Below are 19,013 nucleotides of genomic sequence, written 5' to 3' on the forward strand. Positions count from 1 at the left end.
CGCCAGCCCGTCTGCACTTCATTCCGGCCTGGTAATGACCGAGCACAGCGCAGCCTCGGTGCGATTCGACACCTTCAGTTTGTCGAGCAGCTGCTGAACATGGTTCTTGACGGTCTGTGGGCTCAAACCCAGCTCCGCTGCAATTTCCCGGTTGGACAAGCCGCTGCGGATGCCGGCCAGCACCTGGCGCTGACGTGGGGACAAGTCGGACTCGATGGATCTCGACGGGGTGGATGGCGGTAGGTTGGCGAGGGCGTTGGTGAGATAGGGCAGCAGCAGCCGGGCAAAATAGGATTCCCGTTCACCCGCCGCGCCCGGAAGCCCCAGGAACACAAAGATGCTCGCCCTGCTCTCCACGGCCTGGTCGCAGGCGTGGAGCAGCCCGGCGCCGTCCGCCAGCGGCCCCAGCATCTTCAAGAGCAGGCAGTCGGCCGCGGGGGCGATGCTGCAGGGCTGCCGATCCTCGGCATGCCAGTGCAGGGACAGCGCCTGGCACAGGGCCTCACAGCCCTCCCGCACGCCCTCCTCCGCGCCCGCCGGCAAGGGCAGACGGGAAAACACCTCGGCACGCCCACCGCCCGGCCAGCGGCTCAGGCAGATCAGGGTTTCGTGGGGCAGGAAGCTCTGCAACCCACCCTGCGCCCACAGATAGAACTGGTGGCTGCGCCGGATGCGGATGGCCTCGTCGAGCACCAGCGGGAGGCGTTCCCGGTCGCGGTCGGTGAGGAGCATCATCGCCGCGCCCTCATCGCCCTGCGGCCTGCGGTGGCGGACGTCGCGGGATCGTCGTGTCCGTGGGGCGGAACAGCCAGTCGCGGTAGCGCGCGCCACCGGCTAGCGTGGCACCGACACTGACCCACTCCGGCAGACCGTCGCTGCGCAGCGCCTCGCGCTCGGAGCGGCTGCGCAGCCCGACGATCCGTCCTTCCTGACGCTCTACGATCCAATCCGCCGCGCCAGTCATCGGATCGCGGTACAACCGGCGCAGATGGCGCCGCACGAAGGGCACGCGCGGGTCGAGGAGCAGATCGTCCAGCGTCGCCGGACCGACCGCCGGCGCATCGGGCTGGGCGGCTTGGTAGCTGGCCAACGCGCGGGCAAACTCGCCGCCGATGAACAACAGCTCGACCTCCCGCGCCCGCTGGGCGCCGATCGACCACAGGCTGCCGAAGCGGGCCAGGCCCAAGCCCAGGGCCGCCACCGCAAAGAGCATCAGGAGGTAAGTGACGCCGCGCTGGCGTGCCCGTGTGCTCATAGCTCGCCGAACGGGCGACCGTCGCGGGCCGTTCCGGGAGCGCTGCTGTGCAGGTCCCACACGCCGGCGCCACCGGGCGGAGCCACCAGCAGCCAGCCATCGCGGCGGTCGGTCAGCGGGTCCATCGGCGCAGCGCGCAGGTAACGACGGTCCACCAGCTCGTCCAGATCCTGCGGGTAGCGCCCCGTGTCGCCGCGGAACTTGTCGATGGCGTCGCGGGTGACCGCCAGCGTCTCGGCCAGAGCCGCCTCCCGCGCCCGATCCAGGTGGACGAAGTAGCGCGGCGCGGCGATCGAGATGAGCAGCGCGACAATGGCCATCACCACCAGCAACTCGATCAACGTGAATCCACGGCGGCCACGGTTCCGCATGTCCGTCACCATTCCCGGTAGGGCACGCCGTCGAGCCCGCTGCCCGGTGCGCGGGAATAGACGTCGTACACATCGCGCCCTTCCCGCGGCGCGTCGGGCGGGCTGGCATAGCTGCGCAGGCCCCAGCCGGCCGCGGCATCCTGGCCGCTGGCGTCGAAAGGGTCCCGCGGGATCCGCCGCAGGATGTAGATGCGCGCCTGGCCGGGGGCGCGGGCGTCGGGCATGCCGCGCACCAGATCCTCCAGCGTCCCGGGGTAGCCGCTGCCGTCGGCGGCGCGGGCGATGCGCCCTTCGTCGCTGTAACGCTTGTAGGTGTCGATGCCTTCGCGGAGCTGGCGCAGGGCCAGGCGCAGTTCGCTTTCCTTGGCACGCTGGGCGGTAAGCTGGGCGACCGGCACCGCGATGGCGGCCAGCACCGCCACCACCGCCACGGTGACGACCATCTCGATCAGCGTGAAGCCGCGGCTGCTCATAAATATAAGGCTCAGGGCGCGATGCGCACTCGCGCCGGCGCGGGGCTGCTCAGCGGCTGGACCGATCCGCCGCTGCGCGCGTCGGTCGCCAGCAGACTGAAGACGGTATTGCCGACGGCCTTGGCGCGGGCGCGGAAACGCGCATCCACGCTGCCGCTGGCCGGCAGGCGCAGGGCCAGCGCGTCGCCGCCCTCGCCAGGCTGGTCGAGGGGTTCGACCAGTGTCGTGTCGTAGGCCAGCAACAGCGGGCGCCCTTCCCCGACCGCACCGCTGACGCGCACCGCGAAGGTCTCGCCAGGACGGACCTGCTCCGGAGCATCCAGCAGCAGTTCGCCCGCCGACACGGCTGCCGGCGTCGCCACCACCGGCAGCGCCGCCGGCGCAGGCGCGGCTTCGACCCGCCGGGCTCCGCCGACCGGCCCGGCCACGGACGCGAGCAGCAGCGGCGCGGCGCCGACCGCCGACTCCGTCCCCGCGCCAAAGGTGGCACTGGCCAGCGCCGGCTGGTTGAGGTTGCGCAGCACCCGCGGGGTGATCAGCAGCACGATCTCGGTCTTGTTGGCCACGTCACGCTGGCTGCTGAACAGCCGCCCGAGCCCGGGCAGATCGCCGAGGCCCGGCAGGCGGTTGGCGGCACTGCGCTCCTCGTCGCTGATGAGGCCGGCCAGCACCTGGGTCTCGCCGTCCTTCAGGCGCAGGGACGTGGCGGCGCTGCGCGTGCCGACCTGGTAGGCCAGGGAGTTGGACGGGCCGAGGACTTCCTTGACCACGCTGCTGACCTCCAGATTCACCTTGATCGCCACCTCCTCGTCCAGGTGCACCGACGGCTCCACCTCCAGCTTGAGGCCCACGTCCAGGTAATTCACCGACGCCGACACGCCCACGTTGGCGGTCGAGGTGGTGGTGAACACCGGCAGCTTCTCGCCGATGTGGATGCGCGCCTTGTCCCGGTTCTTCACGCGGATGCGCGGGTTGGCGAGGATGTTGGAGTCTCCGTCCTGGTCCTTCAGGTTGAGCAGCAAGCCGGGGTTGGCCACGTAGGGCACCATCGCGCCGGTGTTGCGCAGGTTCACATTGCCGCTGAGCAGCTGGCCGCCCAGGTTCTCGGTGATGGTGGTGCCGGTGGTGGTGGTCACCGCGCTGGTGGTGTTGGGCTGCAGCAGGCCGTAGCCGATCTGGTCGGGGAAGCGCAGGCCCAGTTCGAGCAGCTTGTTGCGGCTGACCTCCAGCACCTCCACTTCCAGCATCACCTCCGGCTCGGCCAGGTCGAGGCCGGCGATCAGCCGCTCGGCGAGACGCACCGCGTCCGGGGTGTCCTTCATCACCAGCAGGTTCAAACGCTCCTCCACAAAGACGTCCTTGGTCTTGACCATCTGCTTGACCAGCTCCATGGCCTGCTTGGGCGAGGCGTTGGCGAGGTAGAAGCTGCGCGTCACCAGCTCTTGGTAGTCCTTCTGCTTGGCCGGCGTGTTGGGGTAGATCAGGATCGAGTTGTCGTTGAGGAGCTTGCGTTCGAGCTGCTGGGTCGCCGCCAGCAGCTTGAGCACATCGTCGATGCTGCTGCGGCGCACGAAGATCGACACCTTGGTGTCGGGCCGCACGTCCTTGTCGAGCACGAAGTTGAGGCCGGACTCCCGCGACAGCACCTCCAGCACGCCGCGCAGCGGAGCATCGCGAAATTCGAGGGTGATCGGCTTGGCGAGCGGTCCCTTCAGCGCCACCGGCAGCGGATCGCGGGCGGCAGTACGCTCGTCGAGCCGGCGCATCACGCCGCGCGCCACCGCATGGCCGGGCTCGGCGGCAAGCACGCTGCGGGCGGCCTGCTCGGCACCGATGAAGTCCTGCGCGTCGAGGCGCTTGGCGGCCTCGGCCGCCATCCGGTTGCGCTGGCGCTGGGCTGCGATCGTCTCCAGCCCGGCGACCACCCGCGGGTGATTCGGGTCGTACTGGCGCGCCAGCACCAGGGCCGCCTCGGCGTCCTCGAAACGGCCGCCGGCCCGCGCCTCCTCGGCCACCGCCAGTTGGCGCAGGGTCAGGCGGTCGCGCTGGCGCAGGTAGTAGCTGCGCAGCGCCAGGTTGGCGGGGTCGGCAGCGATCTTCTGCTGCAGCTCGCGCAGGGCCGCGTCTGGGGCTCCGCTGGCAAAGGCCTGGCGGCTCGCCTCCAGGGCCGGATTGGCGGCGCAGGCGGTCAACAACACAAGGAGCACCCCGGCAAACAGGATGCGGAGGAACGGACGTCGTGGCTTCATGGATTGCCGGTGCTCAGGCTCTGGGTTTCGTTGAGGGGCAGGTACAGGAAGTCGATGCGCTGGCGGCTCACCGCCGTCACCCGGTAACGGCCGTCGAGCACGTCGCCGGGGCGCACTGCGCGGACTTCGTCCCGCTCGAGCAGGAAGGCCGCCAGCGGGCCACCGTCCTCCAGCGCGCCGCCGTAGCGGTAGGGCAGCGGCGGTGCAGTGGGCTTGGTTTCGACCAGCGGCGGGGGCGGCGGCAGGAAGCTGCGTGCGGGGAAGAGTTCGCCCGGTGGTCCGTCGGCCGGCAGACGCGCGCCGAGGCGCAGTTCGCCGAGCGGCGTGGCCGGGATGGCGGCCGGACGTGCCCGACCGGCCTTGCGCGCAGGTCGTGCGTCGCCCTCGCCCGCGTCGTCCAGCCCGGCGGCCCACCAGGCGGCGGCGAGGACTGCGCCCAGCGCGAGGACCAGCCCATGGGCGCGCTTCACGAGCGTCCCCGCAGGAAGATCACCAGCCGGACCCGCGCGTCCAGTTCCTCGGCGCCGATGTCGGCGCGCTTCAGCAGCAGCCCATCGATGGCGACCTCCGGCAGTTCGGCCAGCAAGTCGCCGAGCCACAGGCGCAGCGCGGCGTAGCGGCCGTGCAGCGGCAGCTCCAGCGCCACCTGCTCCAGCGGCGTGCCGGCGACCGGCGTGGAGCGGTAGTCAGCCTTGTCGGCGGCGAGGCCGCGGGCCAGCGCGTAGCCATGGATGCGCACCAGCAGGTCGGGCAGGCCGTCGCCGGCCGGGAAGGCGCGGTAGTAGGCGTCGAGACGCTCCCTCTCCGTCGGCGGTGGCGGCGCCGTGTGGCGCTGCTGGCGCAGCAGGCTGCGGGTCTGGCGCTCCAGCGTATCGGCTTCGTCGGCGAGGGGCCGGTTGCCGCTGATGTCGAAGGCCAGCGCGAAGACGGTCAGCGCCACGCCGAGCACGCCGGCCCAGCCAGCGCCGCGCAGCATCCGCTGGGCTTCCGCCCGTACCGTGGCCAGACCGGCGGCGAGGCGCGGCGCCGTCACGGCTGCGCCTCCCAGCGGGCCTGCAGGTCGAAACCGACAACCTGGATCGGCCCGTTCTGGCGGAAGGCGTAGCCCGCCAGGCGCACGTCGCGCAGCGCCGGGATGGCTTCGAGGCGCTTCACGAAGGCGAAGACCTCGGGCAGGTTGCGGGCCTCGCCGCTGAGCTTGAGGCGCCCCTTGGCGCCGTCCTGATCCAGCGCCAGCAAGGCCAGGCCCGGATCGTCGGCAGCGCTCTCGAGGGCCGCCAGCAAGGCGTTCCAGTCGCGACCGAGGCCGGCCACCACGCCGAGGGCCGCGCGGCGTTCGGGGTCCGTGAGTGGCGCCACCGGTGGTCGGACCGGATGGGCCACGGCGCTCTGCCGGCGCGCCCGTTCATCGGCATGGCGCGCCTCGGCGAGACGGGTCTCAGCCATGTCGAACTCATGCAGCACGCCGAGCGCGGCGAGCGCCCCGCAGGCCAACATCAACCAGCCGAGCGCACCGGGCGGACGGCGGCGGCCGCTGAAGTCCAGGTCTACAGCCGCCGGCACCGCGCGACTCACGGACGGTCCTCCGCGCAACCGGCGTGGGTCCAGCCGGCCGGCAGCGGCGCGTCCGTCGGCAGCACAGCGGCCACGTAGAAGGTGCCGGCGGCCGGTGCGTCCGGCAGCGTGGCGAGCAGCGCGATCAGGCCGTCCACCGCAGCGCGGCCATCGGCCTCGCCCACCGGCAGGCTACGCAAGGCCCGCCACGCGCCGGCGACCCACAGCCCGATGGTGACGCGCCCGCGTTCCTGCCGCGCAAACGCCCCGTCGCCACGGAACCGGCAACGGCTCTGGTTGAAATCGGCCAGGAAAGCTGGCTCGACCGCACATAGGTTCACTCGGCGCTCCCGCGCCCAGTCCCGCAGCGCGTCGCGCAGGCATAGAGGCAGCGCCGCAGCGATGCACTGCGGCCCGGCAGCGTTGCGGTCGGTGATCACCGCCCACGGGCCGGCACCAAAAACCTCGACGAAGCGATGTTCGACAAAACCCCGTCGCTCGTCCGCCGACAGACCAGGCGGCCAGGCCACCCGCAAATAGCGCACGTGGCGATCGGCAACGGTGACGTGCACGCGCGAGAAGCGCGGCAAGGCCGGCAAGGCGGCCAGCGCCGCGCCCCAGTCGGCGTCGACGAGGGGCCGCTCGATCACGCCGGCCCGCCGCTCCAGGCGCAGCGCGTCCGGCCCGATGTGCAGCGTCGCGCGCTCAGGCCACGAAAGTGACACGGTTCAGCTCCTGCAAGGTAGTGAGGCCCTCGCGGACCAGGGCCAGGCCAGCATCGCGCAGGCTGGCAAAGCCGCGCCGACGGGCGGCCGTCTTCAGCTCGCGCAGCGGCGCGCGGGCGATGATCAGGTCGCGCAGCTCGTCGTCGAGGATCAGCACCTCGGCAATGGCCCGCCGGCCCCGGTAGCCGGTGCCGCGGCAGGCGCCGCAGCCGCTGCCGGTGCGGAAGCGGTAGCCGCTCACCGCCCCGTTCTCTCCCAGGCCGGAGTCGGCGAGCAGCGCGGCGTCGGGCGTGCAATCGGCGCTGCAGGCCGGGCAGTTCACGCGGATCAGGCGCTGGGCCACCACACCGTTCAAGGCCGCCACCAGGTTGTAGGGGTCGATGCCCATGTGCATGAAGCGGCCGATCACGTCGAAGACGCTGTTGGCGTGCACGGTGGTGAACACCAGGTGGCCGGTCAGCGCAGCCTGCACGGCGATCTCGGCGGTCTCCGGGTCGCGGATCTCGCCGACCATGATCTTGTCCGGGTCGTGGCGCAGGATGGAGCGCAGGCCGCGGGCAAAGCCCAGGCCCTTCTTCTCGTTCACCGGGATCTGCAGCACGCCGGGCAGCTGGTACTCCACCGGGTCTTCGATGGTGACGACCTTCTCCTGCCCCGAGTGGGTTTCCGACAGCACGGCGTAGAGGCTGGTGGTCTTGCCCGAGCCGGTCGGCCCGGTGACCAGCAGCATGCCGTAGGGCTCCATGGCGAGGCGGCGCAGCGTGGCGCGGGTAGCGGCGTCGAAACCGAGGGTTTCGAGGGTCAGCGCCGCCATCTCGCGGGTCAGGTGTTCCTTGTCGAGCAGGCGCAGCACGGCATCCTCGCCGTGGATGCTGGGCATGATGGAAACCCGGAAGTCGATCGGGCGGCCGGCGGCGTGGACCTTGAAGCGTCCGTCCTGGGGCACGCGCCGCTCGGCGATATCCAGCTCGGCCAGCACCTTGAGGCGCGACAGCACCTGCTCGGCCAGCTCGCTGCCCTGGGCGCCGCCGGCGCGGGTCAGCACGCCGTCCACCCGGTACTTGACGACCAGCCCGCCGGGCACGCTCTCCAGGTGGATGTCGCTCGCGCCCTGCTGGATGGCGTCGTAGAGGGTGGAGTTGACCAGCTTGACCACCGGGCTGGCGTCGCTGGCGATGCGCCGCAGGGACAGGTCCTCGCCGTCGTCCACGCGGGCGGCGGCGGCATCCCCGAGCACGCCGGCGACGACGCGGCCGGATTCCGCGTGGCGGGCCAGGCAGGCGGCCAGATCATCGCGGCGGGCCAGGCGCAGCGCGAAGGGCTCGGCGAGGCGGCCGCCGAGGCCGTCGAGCAGGTCGGCGTCCTGCGGGTCGGCGAGCGCGATCAGCAGCCGCCCGTCGTCCCCGCGGCCGGCGAAGGCGTCGCGGCGCAGCGCGTCGTCGAAGGGCAGCGCGGCAAAGTCGGGCTGCAGCGAGAACAGTTCGGCATGGCCGATGGCGGCGATCACTGGATGCTCTCCGCCACCTGGAAGATCGGCAGGTAGAGCATCACCAGCACCACGCCGACGCCCACCGCGATCACCAGCATCAGCAGCGGTCCGGCCAGGCGGGCTACCAGTTCGAGCCAGCGGGCGTTGTCCTGGTCGTGGAAGTCGGCGGCGCACTCCAGCATGTCGCCCAGGTTGCCGGCCTTCTCCCCCACCGCCAGCATGCGCAGCGCCACCGGCGTGGCGAGGCCGTGGGCCTGCAGCGTGGCGGTGAAGCCCTGCCCTTCGCGCACCGCCGCGCGGCTGGCCAGCAGACCGGGGCGCAGCACCGGCGATAGCAGCCCTTCGACCATGCCCATCGCCGCCACCGCGGGGATACCGCCGCGCAACAGCATGCCCAGCGTGCGGTACAGGCGCGCCAGCTCGAAGACGCGCAGCCGCTCGCCAAGCCGCGGCAGACGCCAGGCCAGGCGTAGGAGCGTGGCGCGGCTGTCGGCGCGGAGGGCCAGCATGGCCAGTCCGCCGAGCGCGGCCACGACACCGCCGCCGATCAGCCCACCGTGGGCTTCCATCAGTTGCCCCCAGTCGAGCAGCAGGCGCGACATCCACGGCAGCTCGCCGCCGACGCTCTCGAAAACCTGCGCGAAGCGCGGCACCACGAAGAGCAACAGGAACAGCATGACCGCGCCGCCCACCACCAGCAGCAGGGCCGGGTACACCGCTGCGGCGACCAGCGTGCCGCGGATCGCGTCGAGTTGGCGCAGGTAAGCCACGTAGCGGGACAGGGCTGGCTCCAGGTCGCTGGTGTGCTCGGCGGCGCGCACGGTCGCTACGTAGAGCGGCGGGAAGGCAGCCGGCTGGGCCTCCAGCGCAGCGGACAGCGTCCGGCCTTCGCGCAGCCCGTGGCCGAGGGCGTCCACCACCGCGCGCAGGGCCGGGCGGGCTTCCTTCTCGGCGAGGGCGCCGAGCGCGTCGGCCAGCGGAATGCCGGCCCGCAGCAAGGCCACCAGCTCCTGATTGAAGAGCATCAGCGGGAAGCGCGCGCCGCGGGCCGGCCGCCCCAGCGGCGCGACCGACAGCACCGCCAGGCGACGCTCGGCAGCCAGGGCGCGGGCGGCAGCTTCATCGGCGGCATCGACCTCGATGTCCACCACGGACGATGCCGCCCCGAGGGCACGAACACGGAAACGCATGGCTCACCAGTTGACGACGTCGGCGGCCTCGCCGCTGCCGCCGGGCTGGCCGTCGCGGCCGAAGGAATACAGGTCGAACTCACCGTGCTCGCCCGGCTGCTGGTACTGGTAGGGCTTGCCCCAGGGGTCGTCGGGCACCGCCTTCTTAAGGTAGGGCCCGGCCCAGCGGGCGGCGTCGGCCGGCTTCTCGGTGAGGGCGCGCAGGCCTTCCTCGGTCGTCGGGTAGCGGCCCACGTCGAGGCGGTACTGGTCGAGCGCCTTCTCCAGCCCGTCGATCTGCGCCCGCGCCGCCTTCACCTCCGACTTGCCGATGTGGGCGAAGAACTTGGGCCCGACGTAGCCGGCCAGCAGGCCGATGATGGTCATCACCACCAGCAGTTCGAGCAGCGTGAAGCCCCGCGGGCGATGGGAACGGTGGGGACGATCAGGACGGAAAGCGGGCGTATGCATAGCCGGCGAAGGCTAGCGGCGCTCCATGACAGGAATTTGAAAGGCGGACGACAGCTTCCATTTCGCCTACGCACTGTCTTATGGCATACACCATTTTCATTACACGATCATTCGCCCGGCCTGGTCCGGTCAGCCCAGTTTTGGCCGTTTTGACAAGGCGCCCCCTGTAGCCTGCGGTGCCTAAAGTGGCGGGCTCTCTCAAGAAAGAACACGGAGCCCCCATGCCCACACCCCATCGTCTCGCCACGGCCCTGTGCGCCGTCGGCCTGCTGTCCGCCAGCAGCCTGGCCGCCGCCGCGTCCGACGTCGTCATCAGCCAGATCTACGGCGGCAACGGCAACACCTACAACGCCGACTACGTGGAGCTGTTCAACCGCGGCGCCACGGCGGTCAACCTGTCCAACTGGTCGGTGCAGTACGCCAGCGCCACCGGCACCGGTAACTTCAGCGGCAACGGCGTCGCCGCCGTGAACGGCACGCTGCAGCCCGGCCAGTACCTGCTGGTGCGCCTTGCCACCGCCACCACCGGCACCGCCGTACCGACACCGGATGCCACCGGCAGCCTCAACCTGTCGGCCAGCGCCGGCAAGGTGATCCTCGCCAACGTGGGCACCGGCCTGGCCTGTAACGGCAGCAGCACACCGTGCTCCGCCGAGCAAAGCGCCCAGATCGTCGATCTGGTGGGCTACGGCAGCGCCAACTTCAAGGAAGGCTCGGCCGCCGCGCCGGCCGCCAACGGCACCACCGCCCTGTTCCGCGCCAACGGCGGTTGCAGCGACACCGACCAGAACGGCACCGACTTCGCGACCGGCGCACCCTCGCCGCGCAACAGCAGCTCGCCCCTCAACCAGTGCGTGTCCGCCCCGGTGAACGCCGCCATCGTGACGAGCTGCAGCCCGCTCGCCGTGCAGGTCGGTAGCGCCGGCAGCGTGACGCTCACCGCCACCGATCCGGACAGCATCGTCACCGGCGCCGCCATCGTCGGCACACCGGTCGCCGGCATCAGCCTCGGCCCGGTCACCCCGGCGGAGGCCGATGGCGGCACCGCCAGCGTGAGCCTGCAGGCGGCTGCCGGCCTCGCCGTGGGCAACTACCCGGTGCTGGTGCAGTTCAGCAACAACGAATCCCAGAGCGCCAGCTGCACGGTGGACGTGAGCGTCGGCGCCGCGCCGGCCGTCACCCCGGTCTATGAGATCCAGGGCAGCGGCCCGACCAGCCCGCGCGCCGGCGAGACCCTCACCACCGGTGGCGTGATCACTGCGGTGTTCCCCAACCTGAAGGGCTTCTACCTGCAGGACCCGAGCGGCGACGGCAACCCGGCCACCTCCGACGGCATCTTCGTCTATGTGAACAGCGCCACCATGCCGGCCGGCGTGGCGGTAGGCAACCGCATCACCGTCAAGGGCACGGTGGCCGAATTCAACGGCCTGACCGAGCTGACGGCCCCGAGCGCAGTCACCGTGCTCTCCACCGGCAACAGCATCCAGCCGGTGGATGTCAGCCTGCCGGAAGCCGTGAATGGCGACCTGGAGCGCTACGAAGGCATGCTGGTGCGCATCGTCAGCCCGCTGAGCGTCGCCCAGAACTACTTCCTCGGCCGCTACGGCCAGCTCACCCTGGCGGCCAACGGCCGCATCGAGAAGGCCACCAACCGCTACGCCGCCGGCACGCCGGAAGCCATCGCGCTGGCCGACGAGAACCAGCGCCGCCTGCTGGTGCTGGACGACGGCTCGTCCCTGCAGAACCCCAGCCCGACGCCCTACATCGGCGCCGGCAACACCGTGCGCGCCGGCGACGCGGTGAACGGCCCGCTGGTCGGCGTGCTCGACCAGGGCCCGATCAACGCCAGCAGCCCGGCCGCCATCGACTACCGCCTGCACCCCACCGAGGCAGTGAACTTTACCCGCGCCAACCCGCGCACCACCACGCCGGCCAGCGTCGGCGGCAACGTGAAGGTGGCCAGCTTCAACGTACTCAACTACTTCAACGGCAATGGCACCGGCGGCGGCTTCCCGACCGCTCGCGGCGCCACGACCGCCGCCGAGTTCGAGCGCCAGCGCACCAAGATCATCGGCGCGATCAAGGCCATCAACGCCGACGTGGTCGGCCTGATGGAGATCGAGAACGACGGCTACGGCAGCACCAGCGCCATCCAGGACCTGGTGAACGGCCTCAACGCGGCGATGGGCGCCGGCACCTACGCGGCGGTGCCCGATCCTTCCACCGGCACCGGCACGGACGAGATCAAGGTCGCGCTGATCTACAAGCCGGCCAGCGTCGCCCGCGTCGGCGCATCGCTGTCCGATCCGGACGCGGTCAATAGCCGCCCGCCCCTGGCCCAGACCTTCGCCGCCCTCAACGGCGAGAAGTTCTCGGTGATCGTCAACCACCTCAAGTCGAAGGGCTGTACCGACGCCAGCGGCGCCGACCTCGACCAGGGCGACGGCCAGGGCTGCTACAACGCCCGCCGCCTGCAGCAGGCCGCGCGCCTGCTGTCCTTCGTCGAGCAGGTCAAGAGCAACGCCGGCGACGATGATGTGGTGCTGATCGGCGACATGAACGCCTACGGCAAGGAAGACCCGATCAACGCCCTCACCACCGGCGGCCTGGTGAACCAGATCGCCGCCTACGAGAGCAACGCGTATTCCTATGTCTTCGACGGCGAGCTGGGCTACATCGACCACGCGCTGACCACCGCGTCCCTGACTACCCAGATGGGCGGCGTGGGCCACTGGCACATCAATGCCGACGAACCCTCCTTCCTCGACTACAACCTGGAGTTCAAGCAGCCCGCCTGCCCGGCCTGCGAGCCGGACCTGTACTCCGCCACGCCCTACCGCTCGTCGGACCACGACCCGGTGGTGATCGGCCTGCAGCTGCGGAAGAAGCTCGACGGCACGGCCGGCCGTGACACCCTGGTCGGGACGCCCGGCGACGACATCATCGTCGGTGGCGACGGCGCCGACACGCTGACCGGCGGCGGCGGTGCCGACATCTTCGTGTATCGCAGCCTGCGCGAAGCCGGCGACACCATTACCGACTTCACGCCGGGCAGCGACCGCATCGACGTCAGCCAGCTCGGCGTCACCTCCGACAACCTGGGCCGCGGCGTGCTCAAACTGGCCCAGACCGCCGCCGGCACCAGCGTGCAGTTCGACAGCGATGGCGATGCCGGCAGCGCCCTACCCCGCCCGCTGGTGCTGCTGAAGGGCGTGCCGGTCAGCGCCATCGACCTGCGCCGCGACTTCATCGTCCAACAGCTTCCCCAATAAGGAAAACCGTCAATGAAACTGCACTCCCTGATTTCCCGCTGCGCTACCGCCCTGCTGGCCGCCGGCGTGCTGGCAGCCCCCGCCCATGCCGCGGTGATCAATGGCAACTTCGGCGCCGGCCTGACCGGCTGGGCCCCCCTCGGCGACGTGGCGGCGGTCAACGGCGCCACCCTTACCACCGCATCGCTGGACGTGGATGACGTGCCGGCCGGCGCTGGGGCCTTCAACGTCTCCGGCACCGCCGCCGCACCGGTCGGCGTGCCCGGTGGCGTGGAGAGCTTCGTCGGCCTGCCCTTGGGCGGCCTCGATCCGGACGCAGCCAACGGTATCTGGGCCTTCGAAGGTTCGGCGCTGAAGCAGACCCTGGCGGTCAAGGCCGGCGACACGCTGAGCTTCGACTGGCTGTTCTCCAGCCACGAAGACCCGCTCACCGGCATGAACGACTACGCCTTCGTGCTGATCGGCCAAACCCTGATCACGCTGGCCGACGTGCTCGGCGGCGCCACCGGCAGCCACTTCAGCACCACCTTCGCCGCCGACGGCAACGTGGACCTGGCCTTCGGCATCGTCGATGTGAACGACTACGTCGGCACCTCGTCCCTGAGCCTCGCCAACATCCGCCTGGATGGTAGCAACCCGGTGCCCGAGCCCGGCAGCCTGGCGCTGGGCCTCGGTGGCCTGGCGCTGCTGGCCCGCCGCAAGCTGCAGAAGTAAGACGCCTCACGGCACGGCCATGCCGACATTTCCCGTCGGCATGGCCGAACCACCTCAAGGCAGCGCCCTTCAGCGCCGCTGGCGCTTCGGCCCTTCACTGGCGGTGATCGACACCACCGGCGTCTTCTGCCCGCGCACCACCACCGCACCTGTGTTGTCGAGGATGCCCGACGGCCCAGTGACGAAGCCAATGCTCTCGGCGTGGAGCAGGTGCCGCGAGGGCGCCATCAGGCGGACCTTGTACCACTTGCGGAAGTTGTCCTGGACCAGCAGCGTGCTGTCATCCTCGGCCACCCAGTCGCGGATGCCGCGGCCGTTGACCGCCGGGATGGAGAGCTCCGGCGGGTTGGTCGGCTCGCTCTTACCGGCCTCGTCTTCCGCTGCGGCAAGGCCCAGCCAGCCGATGACCACGCCAATGACGGCCAGCCACACCAGCAGGATCACATAGCGCATCGGAAGCCTCCTTCAGGACATGTTGCGCAAAGCGTTCAACCCCAGCGCAGGTCGGTCCGCGACAGCGGGAACTGGCGGACGCGCTTGCCGGTGGCGGCGAAGATCGCGTTGCAGACCGCTGGGGCCAGCGGCGGCAGGGCCGGCTCGCCGAGGCCGGTGACAGGGTAGTCGGTCTTCACGAAATGCACCTCGATCTTCGGCGGCGCATCGGCAATGCGGATCAGCGGGTAGTCGTTGAAATTGCCCTGCACGATGCGCCCGCGCTCGATGGTGAGCTCCGGGAACATCAGCGTGCCGAGACCATCCACCACCGAGCCTTCGACCTGGTTCTCGGCGCCGGACAGGTTGACGATCTGCGCGCCGATGTCGGTGGCCACCACCACCCGGTCCACCTTCAGGCTACCGTCCTTCGCCACCGTCACCTCGGCGACGTGGGCGATGTAGCCCCGGTGGCTGAAATGGAAGGCGATGCCCTGGCCCTGCCCTTTCGGAAATTTCTTCCTGCCCCAGCCGGCCTTGTCCGCCACGTGCAGCAGCACGCGGCGCATGCGGCTGACGTCGTAGGGCGTGCCGCGCTCGCCGCTGCCGGCGACGATGGCCTTGTCGCCGAGGATGTCGAGGCGGAACTCCAGCGGGTCACGCCCGGCGGCGTGGGCCAGTTCGTCGATGAAGCTGTGGAAGACCCACGCGAAGACACAGCTGCCCGGCGCGCGCCAAGGGCCCATCGGCACGCCGCACTCGATGGCGGATTGCTCCAGCAGACAGTTGTCCACCCAGCGGCCGGGGAATTCGTCGCCCGACAGGCTGCCGCCGCTGCCCGGCACCAGGCTGGTCTTGCCGTCACGGCTCACCGGGTTGGCGAAGGTCACGAAATGGTTGTGCCAGGCGATCAGCCTACCCTTGGCATCGACGCCACCGCGCAGGAAGTGAAAGCCGGCCGGGCGGAAATGGTCGTGGCGCAGGTCGTCCTCCCGCGTCCACGTCAGCTTGACCGGCGCCTTCACGCGCTGGGCGATGGCCGCCGCCTCGACGATGTAGTCCGCCGACAGGCGCCGGCCGAAACCACCACCGCTGCGCGTGATGTGCAGGACAACCTTGTCCTTCGGAATACCCAGCGTGGCGGTGACCAGCTCCTGGCCGGCGGCCGGGTTCTGGGTCGGCGCCCACAGTTCGAGCGTGCCGTCCTTGTAGTGGGCCGTGCAGTTCTGCGGCTCGAAGCTGGCGTGGGAGATGAAGGGGTAGCTGTAGGCGGCCTCGACGGTCTTGGCGGCGCCGGCCAGCGCGGCGCCCACGTCGCCGTCCTGGCGCAGCACGCTGGCACCAGCCCGTTTGGACAGACGCTGGGCCTCGGCGACGAAACCGGACCAGCTCTGGTCGGCGAAGCGCCCTTCGTCCCAGTCCACCTGCAGTTGCTTGCGGGCGCTCCACGCCGCCCAGGTGGACTCGGCGACGATCGCCACGCCGGGCAGCAGGCCGCGCAGGTCGTCCGTGCCGGCGATCACGAAGGCGTCCTTCACGCCGGGCAGCGCCTTGATCGCGTCCAGGTTGGCCGAGCGGATCTTGCCACCGAACACCGGGCTTTTCTCGAAGACCGCGTAGAGCATGCCCGGCAGCTGGGTGTCGATGCCGAACAGCGGCTGGCCGGTGACCACCTGGTGGTTGTCCACGCCGCCGATGCGCTTGCCGAGCAGCTTGAAGTCCTTCGGGTCCTTGACCTGCACGTTCTTCGGATCGGGCACCGGCAGCGCCGCCGCCACGTCCACCAATTGGCCGTAGCCCAGCTTGCGCTTGGTCGGGCGGTGGTGCACGGCCGAATCCGCCGCGAAGCACTCGCCGACCGGCACCTTCCAGCTGCGCGCAGCCGCTTCCACCAGCATCAGCCGGGCCGCGGCGCCGAGGCGGCGGAAGTCCTCGTAGTTGGTCGGCGTGGACGTGGAACCACCAGCGCTCTGGCGGCCGTAGGCCGGGTCCAGGTCACCCTGCACGATGCGCACGTCCTTCCAGCTGACCTCCAGCTCCTCGGCGATCACCGTCGGCAGCGAGGTCTTGATGCCCTGGCCGATCTCCGGTTGCTTGGAAACCAGCGTCACGATGCCGTCGTGGCCGATGCGGATGAAGGCGTTGGGCTTGAACCCGGCACCACCGGCGGCGGGCTTTTCAAGCCGCTCGACGGCCTGGGTCGTGCCGTTCAGGTAGAAGCCGAGCACCAGCCCGCCACCGGCCGCGGCGGACTGGCGGAGGAAGTTGCGGCGGCCGGCGCTGGCGAGATCGGGGGCGTTCATTGGCGACCTCATTTGCGTCCCTTCTTGTCGGCGGCGGCCAGTTCGGCGGCCCGGTGGATGCCCTTGCGGATGCGCAGATAGGTGCCACAGCGGCACAGATTGCCCGCCATCGCGCCGTCGATGTCCTCGTCGCTCGGGCGGGGGTTCTCCTTCAGCAACACTGCGGCAGTCATGATCTGGCCAGCCTGGCAGTAGCCGCACTGGGGCACGTCGAGCTCTTTCCAGGCCCGCTGCAGCGGGTGTTCGCCCTGCGGATCGAGCCCTTCGATGGTGGTGACCTGCTTGCGGCCGACAGTGGACACCGGCGTCATGCAGGCGCGGGCCGGCACGCCGTTCAAGTGGATCGTACACGCGCCGCACTGACCGATGCCGCAGCCGTACTTGGTGCCGAGCAGCGACAGGCTGTCGCGCAGGACCCACAGCAGCGGCGTTTCCGGCGCCGCTTCAACGCTGCGGCTGTGGCCGTTGATGGACAAGGTGTATTTGCTCATGGAATGGGTCGGTCCGGATGGTTGAAGGCGCGCCCTACAAGCCTGAAAGATAGTCGGCCAGTGCTTCGATGTCCTTGTCGCCGAGCGACCTGGCGATGTGGTTCATGACGCCGTCCGGGCTGTTGTGGCGGGTGTCGCTGCGCCAGTCCTGCAACTGCCCGCGCAGGTAGAAGCGGTGCTGGCCGCCGATGGCCGGATAGGCCAGGCCGCCGGCCACCCGCCCTTTGCCGTCGGCACCGTGGCAGGCACTGCAGGCCGGGATGCCGCGGGCGCCGTCGCCCTGCTCAAAGAGGCTGCGCCCCAGCACGTTGGTACTCGGCACGGCGCCCTTCATCACCGGCTGGGCGGCGAAATGGGCGGACACGTTGGCGAGCTCGGCGTCGCCCAGTTCTTGGGTCAGCGCCTGCATGATCACGTTGCGGCGCCGGCCGTCGCGAAAGTCGCGCAGCTGCTTGTACAGATAGGCGGCCTGCTGGCCGCCCAGGCGCGGGTATTCGGCCACCGTGCTGTTGCCGTCCGGGTTGTGGCATTCCTTGCAGACGTTCTCGTCGGACCAGGCCTTGCCGGCCTGCGGATCGCCAAGACGGTCTGCGGCGGCAGCGCTACCGGCCGCGCACAAGGCGCCGAGCAGCAGCAGACGAAGTGAAAACACAAGCCGCATCGCGCTCACCCCAGCGGCCGGATCGGCTTGAAGCGATCGTGGCAGGCCCGGCAATCGCGGGCGATACCCAGCGCCGACTCGTAGGCCGCGGCGAAATCCCCGCGCTCCGCCAGGCTCGCCGCCCGGGCTGCCCGCTGACGCCCGTCCCAGGACAGCAGCAACGGATCGTCGTGCTCGCCGCGGGCCTCGTAGAAGCGCTCCATCAAACCGTACAGGTGCTCCAGCTCGCGGGCCTCGGCGGTGGCCGACGCGGCGTCCTGGCGCTTGAGGGCGAGCAGCACCGACTGGCTGTGGCGGTCGATCTTCTGCATCCACACGTCGAACTCGAGGATGCTGTCAGCCGCCGCAGTGCCGACGCAGAGCACACCGGCACTCAAGGCAGCAACCGCCAGCAGGCGGGGAAAGACGCGCTTCAACGTGCCCTGCCCACCAACGTCTGTACCACTTCGAGGGCCTTGTCCACGTTGGCTACAGGCTGGAGGCCGGCCACCGTGGCGGCGACGCGGCCGTCCGGCCGGATCACGAAGGTGGTGCGCTCGGAGAAGGCGTGGTCGATGTCCTTGCCACGGGTGTCCTTGGCGCCGCTGCGCGCCTCGCGCACCGCGATGTCGAAGGACTTTGCGATGCGGCCGTCGGCATCCGAGGCGACCGGCAGCTTGCCGGCGCAGAACTCCGGATCGGCGGAGAACTCGTTGAGGCGGCCGATGCTGTCCAGGGACACGCCGACCACGGTGGCGCCTGCCGCATTGAACTTGTCCATGTTCTCGGCGAAGGTGTGGGCCTGCAGGTTGCAACCGTTGGTATAGGCCGACGGATAGAAGTACACCACCACCGGCCCCTTCCTGAGGGCGTCCTTCAGGGAATAGGAAAAGGCCTTGCCGGCCAGCGAAGCCTGGGCCTTGAAGTCCGGGGCGGCGTCACCTTCCTTGAGGGCGGCGGTGGCGGGCACGGCCAGGGCGGCGAGCAAGGCGCCGATCACGAGGGTCTTCTTCATGGGGTCAGTCCTGCTTGTAGACGTTGTGGCAGGCCTTGCAGGTCCGGCCGAGCTCGGCGGACGCGGCGGCGGCGCTGTCGAAATCCTTGGCGGCGACGGTGGTCACGATGCGGGTGGACAGGTCGATGCTCTTCTGGGACATCTTCACGCCGTCCTCGGCATCGCCTTTCTTCACGTAGTGGTCCGCCACTTCCTTGAAGAGCTTCTCCAGCTCCTTGGCATCCGCGGTGGCGGTCTTGGCGTCCTTGATGCCGATGGCGGCATCGGCGCTCTTGAAGGTGTCTTCCACGTTGCGCATGAAGTCTTCGTCCACCGCCCCGGAGGCGGTGAGCGCAGTCGTGGCAAGCAGGCTGGTCAGGGCAAGGCGGAACAGTTTTTTCTTGTACATGG

Annotated in this window: 21 protein-coding genes; 2 read left to right on the forward strand and 19 right to left on the reverse strand. The window is 70.2% G+C overall.

Features of this window, described 5'->3' with window-relative positions:
• Positions 1 to 18: 18 nt before the first annotated feature.
• From AC1PQG_RS15885 to gspG, 12 genes are read right to left on the reverse strand one after another with little or no spacing between them, the layout of a single operon-like run.
• Positions 19 to 735, reverse strand: coding sequence for a LuxR C-terminal-related transcriptional regulator (locus AC1PQG_RS15885; protein WP_481118785.1), 717 nt, complete (start codon positions 733 to 735; stop codon positions 19 to 21).
• 10 nt (positions 736 to 745) lie between these two features.
• Positions 746 to 1,255, reverse strand: coding sequence for a type II secretion system protein (locus AC1PQG_RS15890; protein ID WP_481118786.1), 510 nt, complete (start codon positions 1,253 to 1,255; stop codon positions 746 to 748).
• A complete protein-coding gene (locus AC1PQG_RS15895; protein WP_481118787.1) occupies positions 1,252 to 1,626 on the reverse strand; it encodes a type II secretion system protein in 375 nt (124 codons plus the stop codon). Before AC1PQG_RS15895 ends, AC1PQG_RS15890 begins: the two co-directional genes overlap by 4 nt.
• A gap of 5 nt (positions 1,627 to 1,631) precedes the next feature.
• On the reverse strand, positions 1,632 to 2,099 hold the full coding sequence (locus tag AC1PQG_RS15900; protein ID WP_481118788.1) for a prepilin-type N-terminal cleavage/methylation domain-containing protein: 468 nt from the start codon (positions 2,097 to 2,099) through the stop codon (positions 1,632 to 1,634).
• A gap of 11 nt (positions 2,100 to 2,110) precedes the next feature.
• The gene (locus tag AC1PQG_RS15905; protein WP_481118789.1) at positions 2,111 to 4,348 is read right to left on the reverse strand and encodes a secretin N-terminal domain-containing protein; all 2,238 of its coding nucleotides are present in this window, start codon (positions 4,346 to 4,348) and stop codon (positions 2,111 to 2,113) included.
• The gene (locus tag AC1PQG_RS15910) at positions 4,345 to 4,818 is read right to left on the reverse strand and encodes a hypothetical protein (protein ID WP_481118790.1); all 474 of its coding nucleotides are present in this window, start codon (positions 4,816 to 4,818) and stop codon (positions 4,345 to 4,347) included. Before AC1PQG_RS15910 ends, AC1PQG_RS15905 begins: the two co-directional genes overlap by 4 nt.
• Positions 4,815 to 5,381 (reverse strand): hypothetical protein, encoded by a 567-nt coding sequence (locus AC1PQG_RS15915; RefSeq protein WP_481118791.1) that lies wholly within the window; start codon positions 5,379 to 5,381, stop codon positions 4,815 to 4,817. The genes AC1PQG_RS15910 and AC1PQG_RS15915 overlap by 4 nt, the downstream gene beginning before the upstream one ends.
• Positions 5,378 to 5,923 (reverse strand): PilN domain-containing protein, encoded by a 546-nt coding sequence (locus AC1PQG_RS15920; protein WP_481118792.1) that lies wholly within the window; start codon positions 5,921 to 5,923, stop codon positions 5,378 to 5,380. Before AC1PQG_RS15920 ends, AC1PQG_RS15915 begins: the two co-directional genes overlap by 4 nt.
• Complete coding sequence (locus tag AC1PQG_RS15925; protein WP_481118793.1) at positions 5,920 to 6,627, reverse strand: hypothetical protein; 708 nt, start codon at positions 6,625 to 6,627, stop codon at positions 5,920 to 5,922. Before AC1PQG_RS15925 ends, AC1PQG_RS15920 begins: the two co-directional genes overlap by 4 nt.
• Positions 6,608 to 8,134, reverse strand: a complete 1,527-nt coding sequence (locus AC1PQG_RS15930; RefSeq protein WP_481118794.1) for a GspE/PulE family protein — start codon at positions 8,132 to 8,134, stop codon at positions 6,608 to 6,610. Before AC1PQG_RS15930 ends, AC1PQG_RS15925 begins: the two co-directional genes overlap by 20 nt.
• Positions 8,131 to 9,306 (reverse strand): type II secretion system F family protein, encoded by a 1,176-nt coding sequence (locus tag AC1PQG_RS15935; protein ID WP_481118795.1) that lies wholly within the window; start codon positions 9,304 to 9,306, stop codon positions 8,131 to 8,133. Before AC1PQG_RS15935 ends, AC1PQG_RS15930 begins: the two co-directional genes overlap by 4 nt.
• Positions 9,307 to 9,309: 3 nt before the next feature.
• Positions 9,310 to 9,756: a type II secretion system major pseudopilin GspG gene (gene gspG / locus AC1PQG_RS15940; RefSeq protein ID WP_481118796.1), complete on the reverse strand. Its 447-nt coding sequence runs from the start codon at positions 9,754 to 9,756 to the stop codon at positions 9,310 to 9,312.
• Positions 9,757 to 9,977: 221 nt separating this feature from the next.
• Here gspG and AC1PQG_RS15945 point away from each other — a divergent pair, with 221 nt between their 5' ends.
• A complete protein-coding gene (locus AC1PQG_RS15945; protein WP_481118797.1) occupies positions 9,978 to 13,028 on the forward strand; it encodes an ExeM/NucH family extracellular endonuclease in 3,051 nt (1,016 codons plus the stop codon).
• 12 nt (positions 13,029 to 13,040) lie between these two features.
• Positions 13,041 to 13,742 carry a hypothetical protein gene (locus AC1PQG_RS15950; RefSeq protein WP_481118798.1) on the forward strand — a complete coding sequence of 234 codons (702 nt, stop codon included), beginning with the start codon at positions 13,041 to 13,043 and terminating at the stop codon, positions 13,740 to 13,742.
• A gap of 69 nt (positions 13,743 to 13,811) precedes the next feature.
• Here the strand turns inward: AC1PQG_RS15950 and AC1PQG_RS15955 are convergent, their stop codons facing one another.
• The 7 genes from AC1PQG_RS15955 to AC1PQG_RS15985 are packed head-to-tail and all read right to left on the reverse strand — an operon-like array spanning position 13,812 to position 19,011.
• On the reverse strand, positions 13,812 to 14,195 hold the full coding sequence (locus tag AC1PQG_RS15955; protein ID WP_481118799.1) for a DUF6491 family protein: 384 nt from the start codon (positions 14,193 to 14,195) through the stop codon (positions 13,812 to 13,814).
• A gap of 35 nt (positions 14,196 to 14,230) precedes the next feature.
• Positions 14,231 to 16,477 carry a xanthine dehydrogenase family protein molybdopterin-binding subunit gene (locus AC1PQG_RS15960; protein ID WP_481118800.1) on the reverse strand — a complete coding sequence of 749 codons (2,247 nt, stop codon included), beginning with the start codon at positions 16,475 to 16,477 and terminating at the stop codon, positions 14,231 to 14,233.
• 8 nt (positions 16,478 to 16,485) lie between these two features.
• Positions 16,486 to 16,968 carry a (2Fe-2S)-binding protein gene (locus tag AC1PQG_RS15965; protein ID WP_481118801.1) on the reverse strand — a complete coding sequence of 161 codons (483 nt, stop codon included), beginning with the start codon at positions 16,966 to 16,968 and terminating at the stop codon, positions 16,486 to 16,488.
• 34 nt (positions 16,969 to 17,002) lie between these two features.
• Positions 17,003 to 17,620, reverse strand: a complete 618-nt coding sequence (locus AC1PQG_RS15970) for a c-type cytochrome (protein WP_481118802.1) — start codon at positions 17,618 to 17,620, stop codon at positions 17,003 to 17,005.
• 14 nt (positions 17,621 to 17,634) lie between these two features.
• Positions 17,635 to 18,045 (reverse strand): hypothetical protein, encoded by a 411-nt coding sequence (locus tag AC1PQG_RS15975; protein WP_481118803.1) that lies wholly within the window; start codon positions 18,043 to 18,045, stop codon positions 17,635 to 17,637.
• Positions 18,042 to 18,623 carry a peroxiredoxin gene (locus tag AC1PQG_RS15980; RefSeq protein ID WP_481118804.1) on the reverse strand — a complete coding sequence of 194 codons (582 nt, stop codon included), beginning with the start codon at positions 18,621 to 18,623 and terminating at the stop codon, positions 18,042 to 18,044. Before AC1PQG_RS15980 ends, AC1PQG_RS15975 begins: the two co-directional genes overlap by 4 nt.
• A 4-nt stretch (positions 18,624 to 18,627) precedes the next feature.
• A complete protein-coding gene (locus AC1PQG_RS15985; RefSeq protein WP_481118805.1) occupies positions 18,628 to 19,011 on the reverse strand; it encodes a hypothetical protein in 384 nt (127 codons plus the stop codon).
• Positions 19,012 to 19,013: the final 2 nt, after the last annotated feature.

This window comes from Zoogloea sp. GDB6, assembly GCF_056724105.1.

Bases quoted from the DNA above. Each gene is read 5' to 3' on its own strand.
- AC1PQG_RS15890 (WP_481118786.1), bottom strand. From the start codon at position 1,255: ATGAGCACACGGGCACGCCAGCGCGGCGTCACTTACCTCCTGATGCTC.
- AC1PQG_RS15950 (WP_481118798.1), top strand. From the start codon at position 13,041: ATGAAACTGCACTCCCTGATTTCCCGCTGCGCTACCGCCCTGCTGGCC.
- AC1PQG_RS15955 (WP_481118799.1), bottom strand. From the start codon at position 14,195: ATGCGCTATGTGATCCTGCTGGTGTGGCTGGCCGTCATTGGCGTGGTC.
- AC1PQG_RS15885 (WP_481118785.1), bottom strand. From the start codon at position 735: ATGATGCTCCTCACCGACCGCGACCGGGAACGCCTCCCGCTGGTGCTC.
- AC1PQG_RS15905 (WP_481118789.1), bottom strand. From the start codon at position 4,348: ATGAAGCCACGACGTCCGTTCCTCCGCATCCTGTTTGCCGGGGTGCTC.
- AC1PQG_RS15935 (WP_481118795.1), bottom strand. From the start codon at position 9,306: ATGCGTTTCCGTGTTCGTGCCCTCGGGGCGGCATCGTCCGTGGTGGAC.
- AC1PQG_RS15900 (WP_481118788.1), bottom strand. From the start codon at position 2,099: ATGAGCAGCCGCGGCTTCACGCTGATCGAGATGGTCGTCACCGTGGCG.
- AC1PQG_RS15945 (WP_481118797.1), top strand. From the start codon at position 9,978: ATGCCCACACCCCATCGTCTCGCCACGGCCCTGTGCGCCGTCGGCCTG.
- AC1PQG_RS15980 (WP_481118804.1), bottom strand. From the start codon at position 18,623: ATGAAGAAGACCCTCGTGATCGGCGCCTTGCTCGCCGCCCTGGCCGTG.
- AC1PQG_RS15960 (WP_481118800.1), bottom strand. From the start codon at position 16,477: ATGAACGCCCCCGATCTCGCCAGCGCCGGCCGCCGCAACTTCCTCCGC.
- AC1PQG_RS15985 (WP_481118805.1), bottom strand. From the start codon at position 19,011: ATGTACAAGAAAAAACTGTTCCGCCTTGCCCTGACCAGCCTGCTTGCC.
- AC1PQG_RS15895 (WP_481118787.1), bottom strand. From the start codon at position 1,626: ATGCGGAACCGTGGCCGCCGTGGATTCACGTTGATCGAGTTGCTGGTG.
- gspG (WP_481118796.1), bottom strand. From the start codon at position 9,756: ATGCATACGCCCGCTTTCCGTCCTGATCGTCCCCACCGTTCCCATCGC.
- AC1PQG_RS15965 (WP_481118801.1), bottom strand. From the start codon at position 16,968: ATGAGCAAATACACCTTGTCCATCAACGGCCACAGCCGCAGCGTTGAA.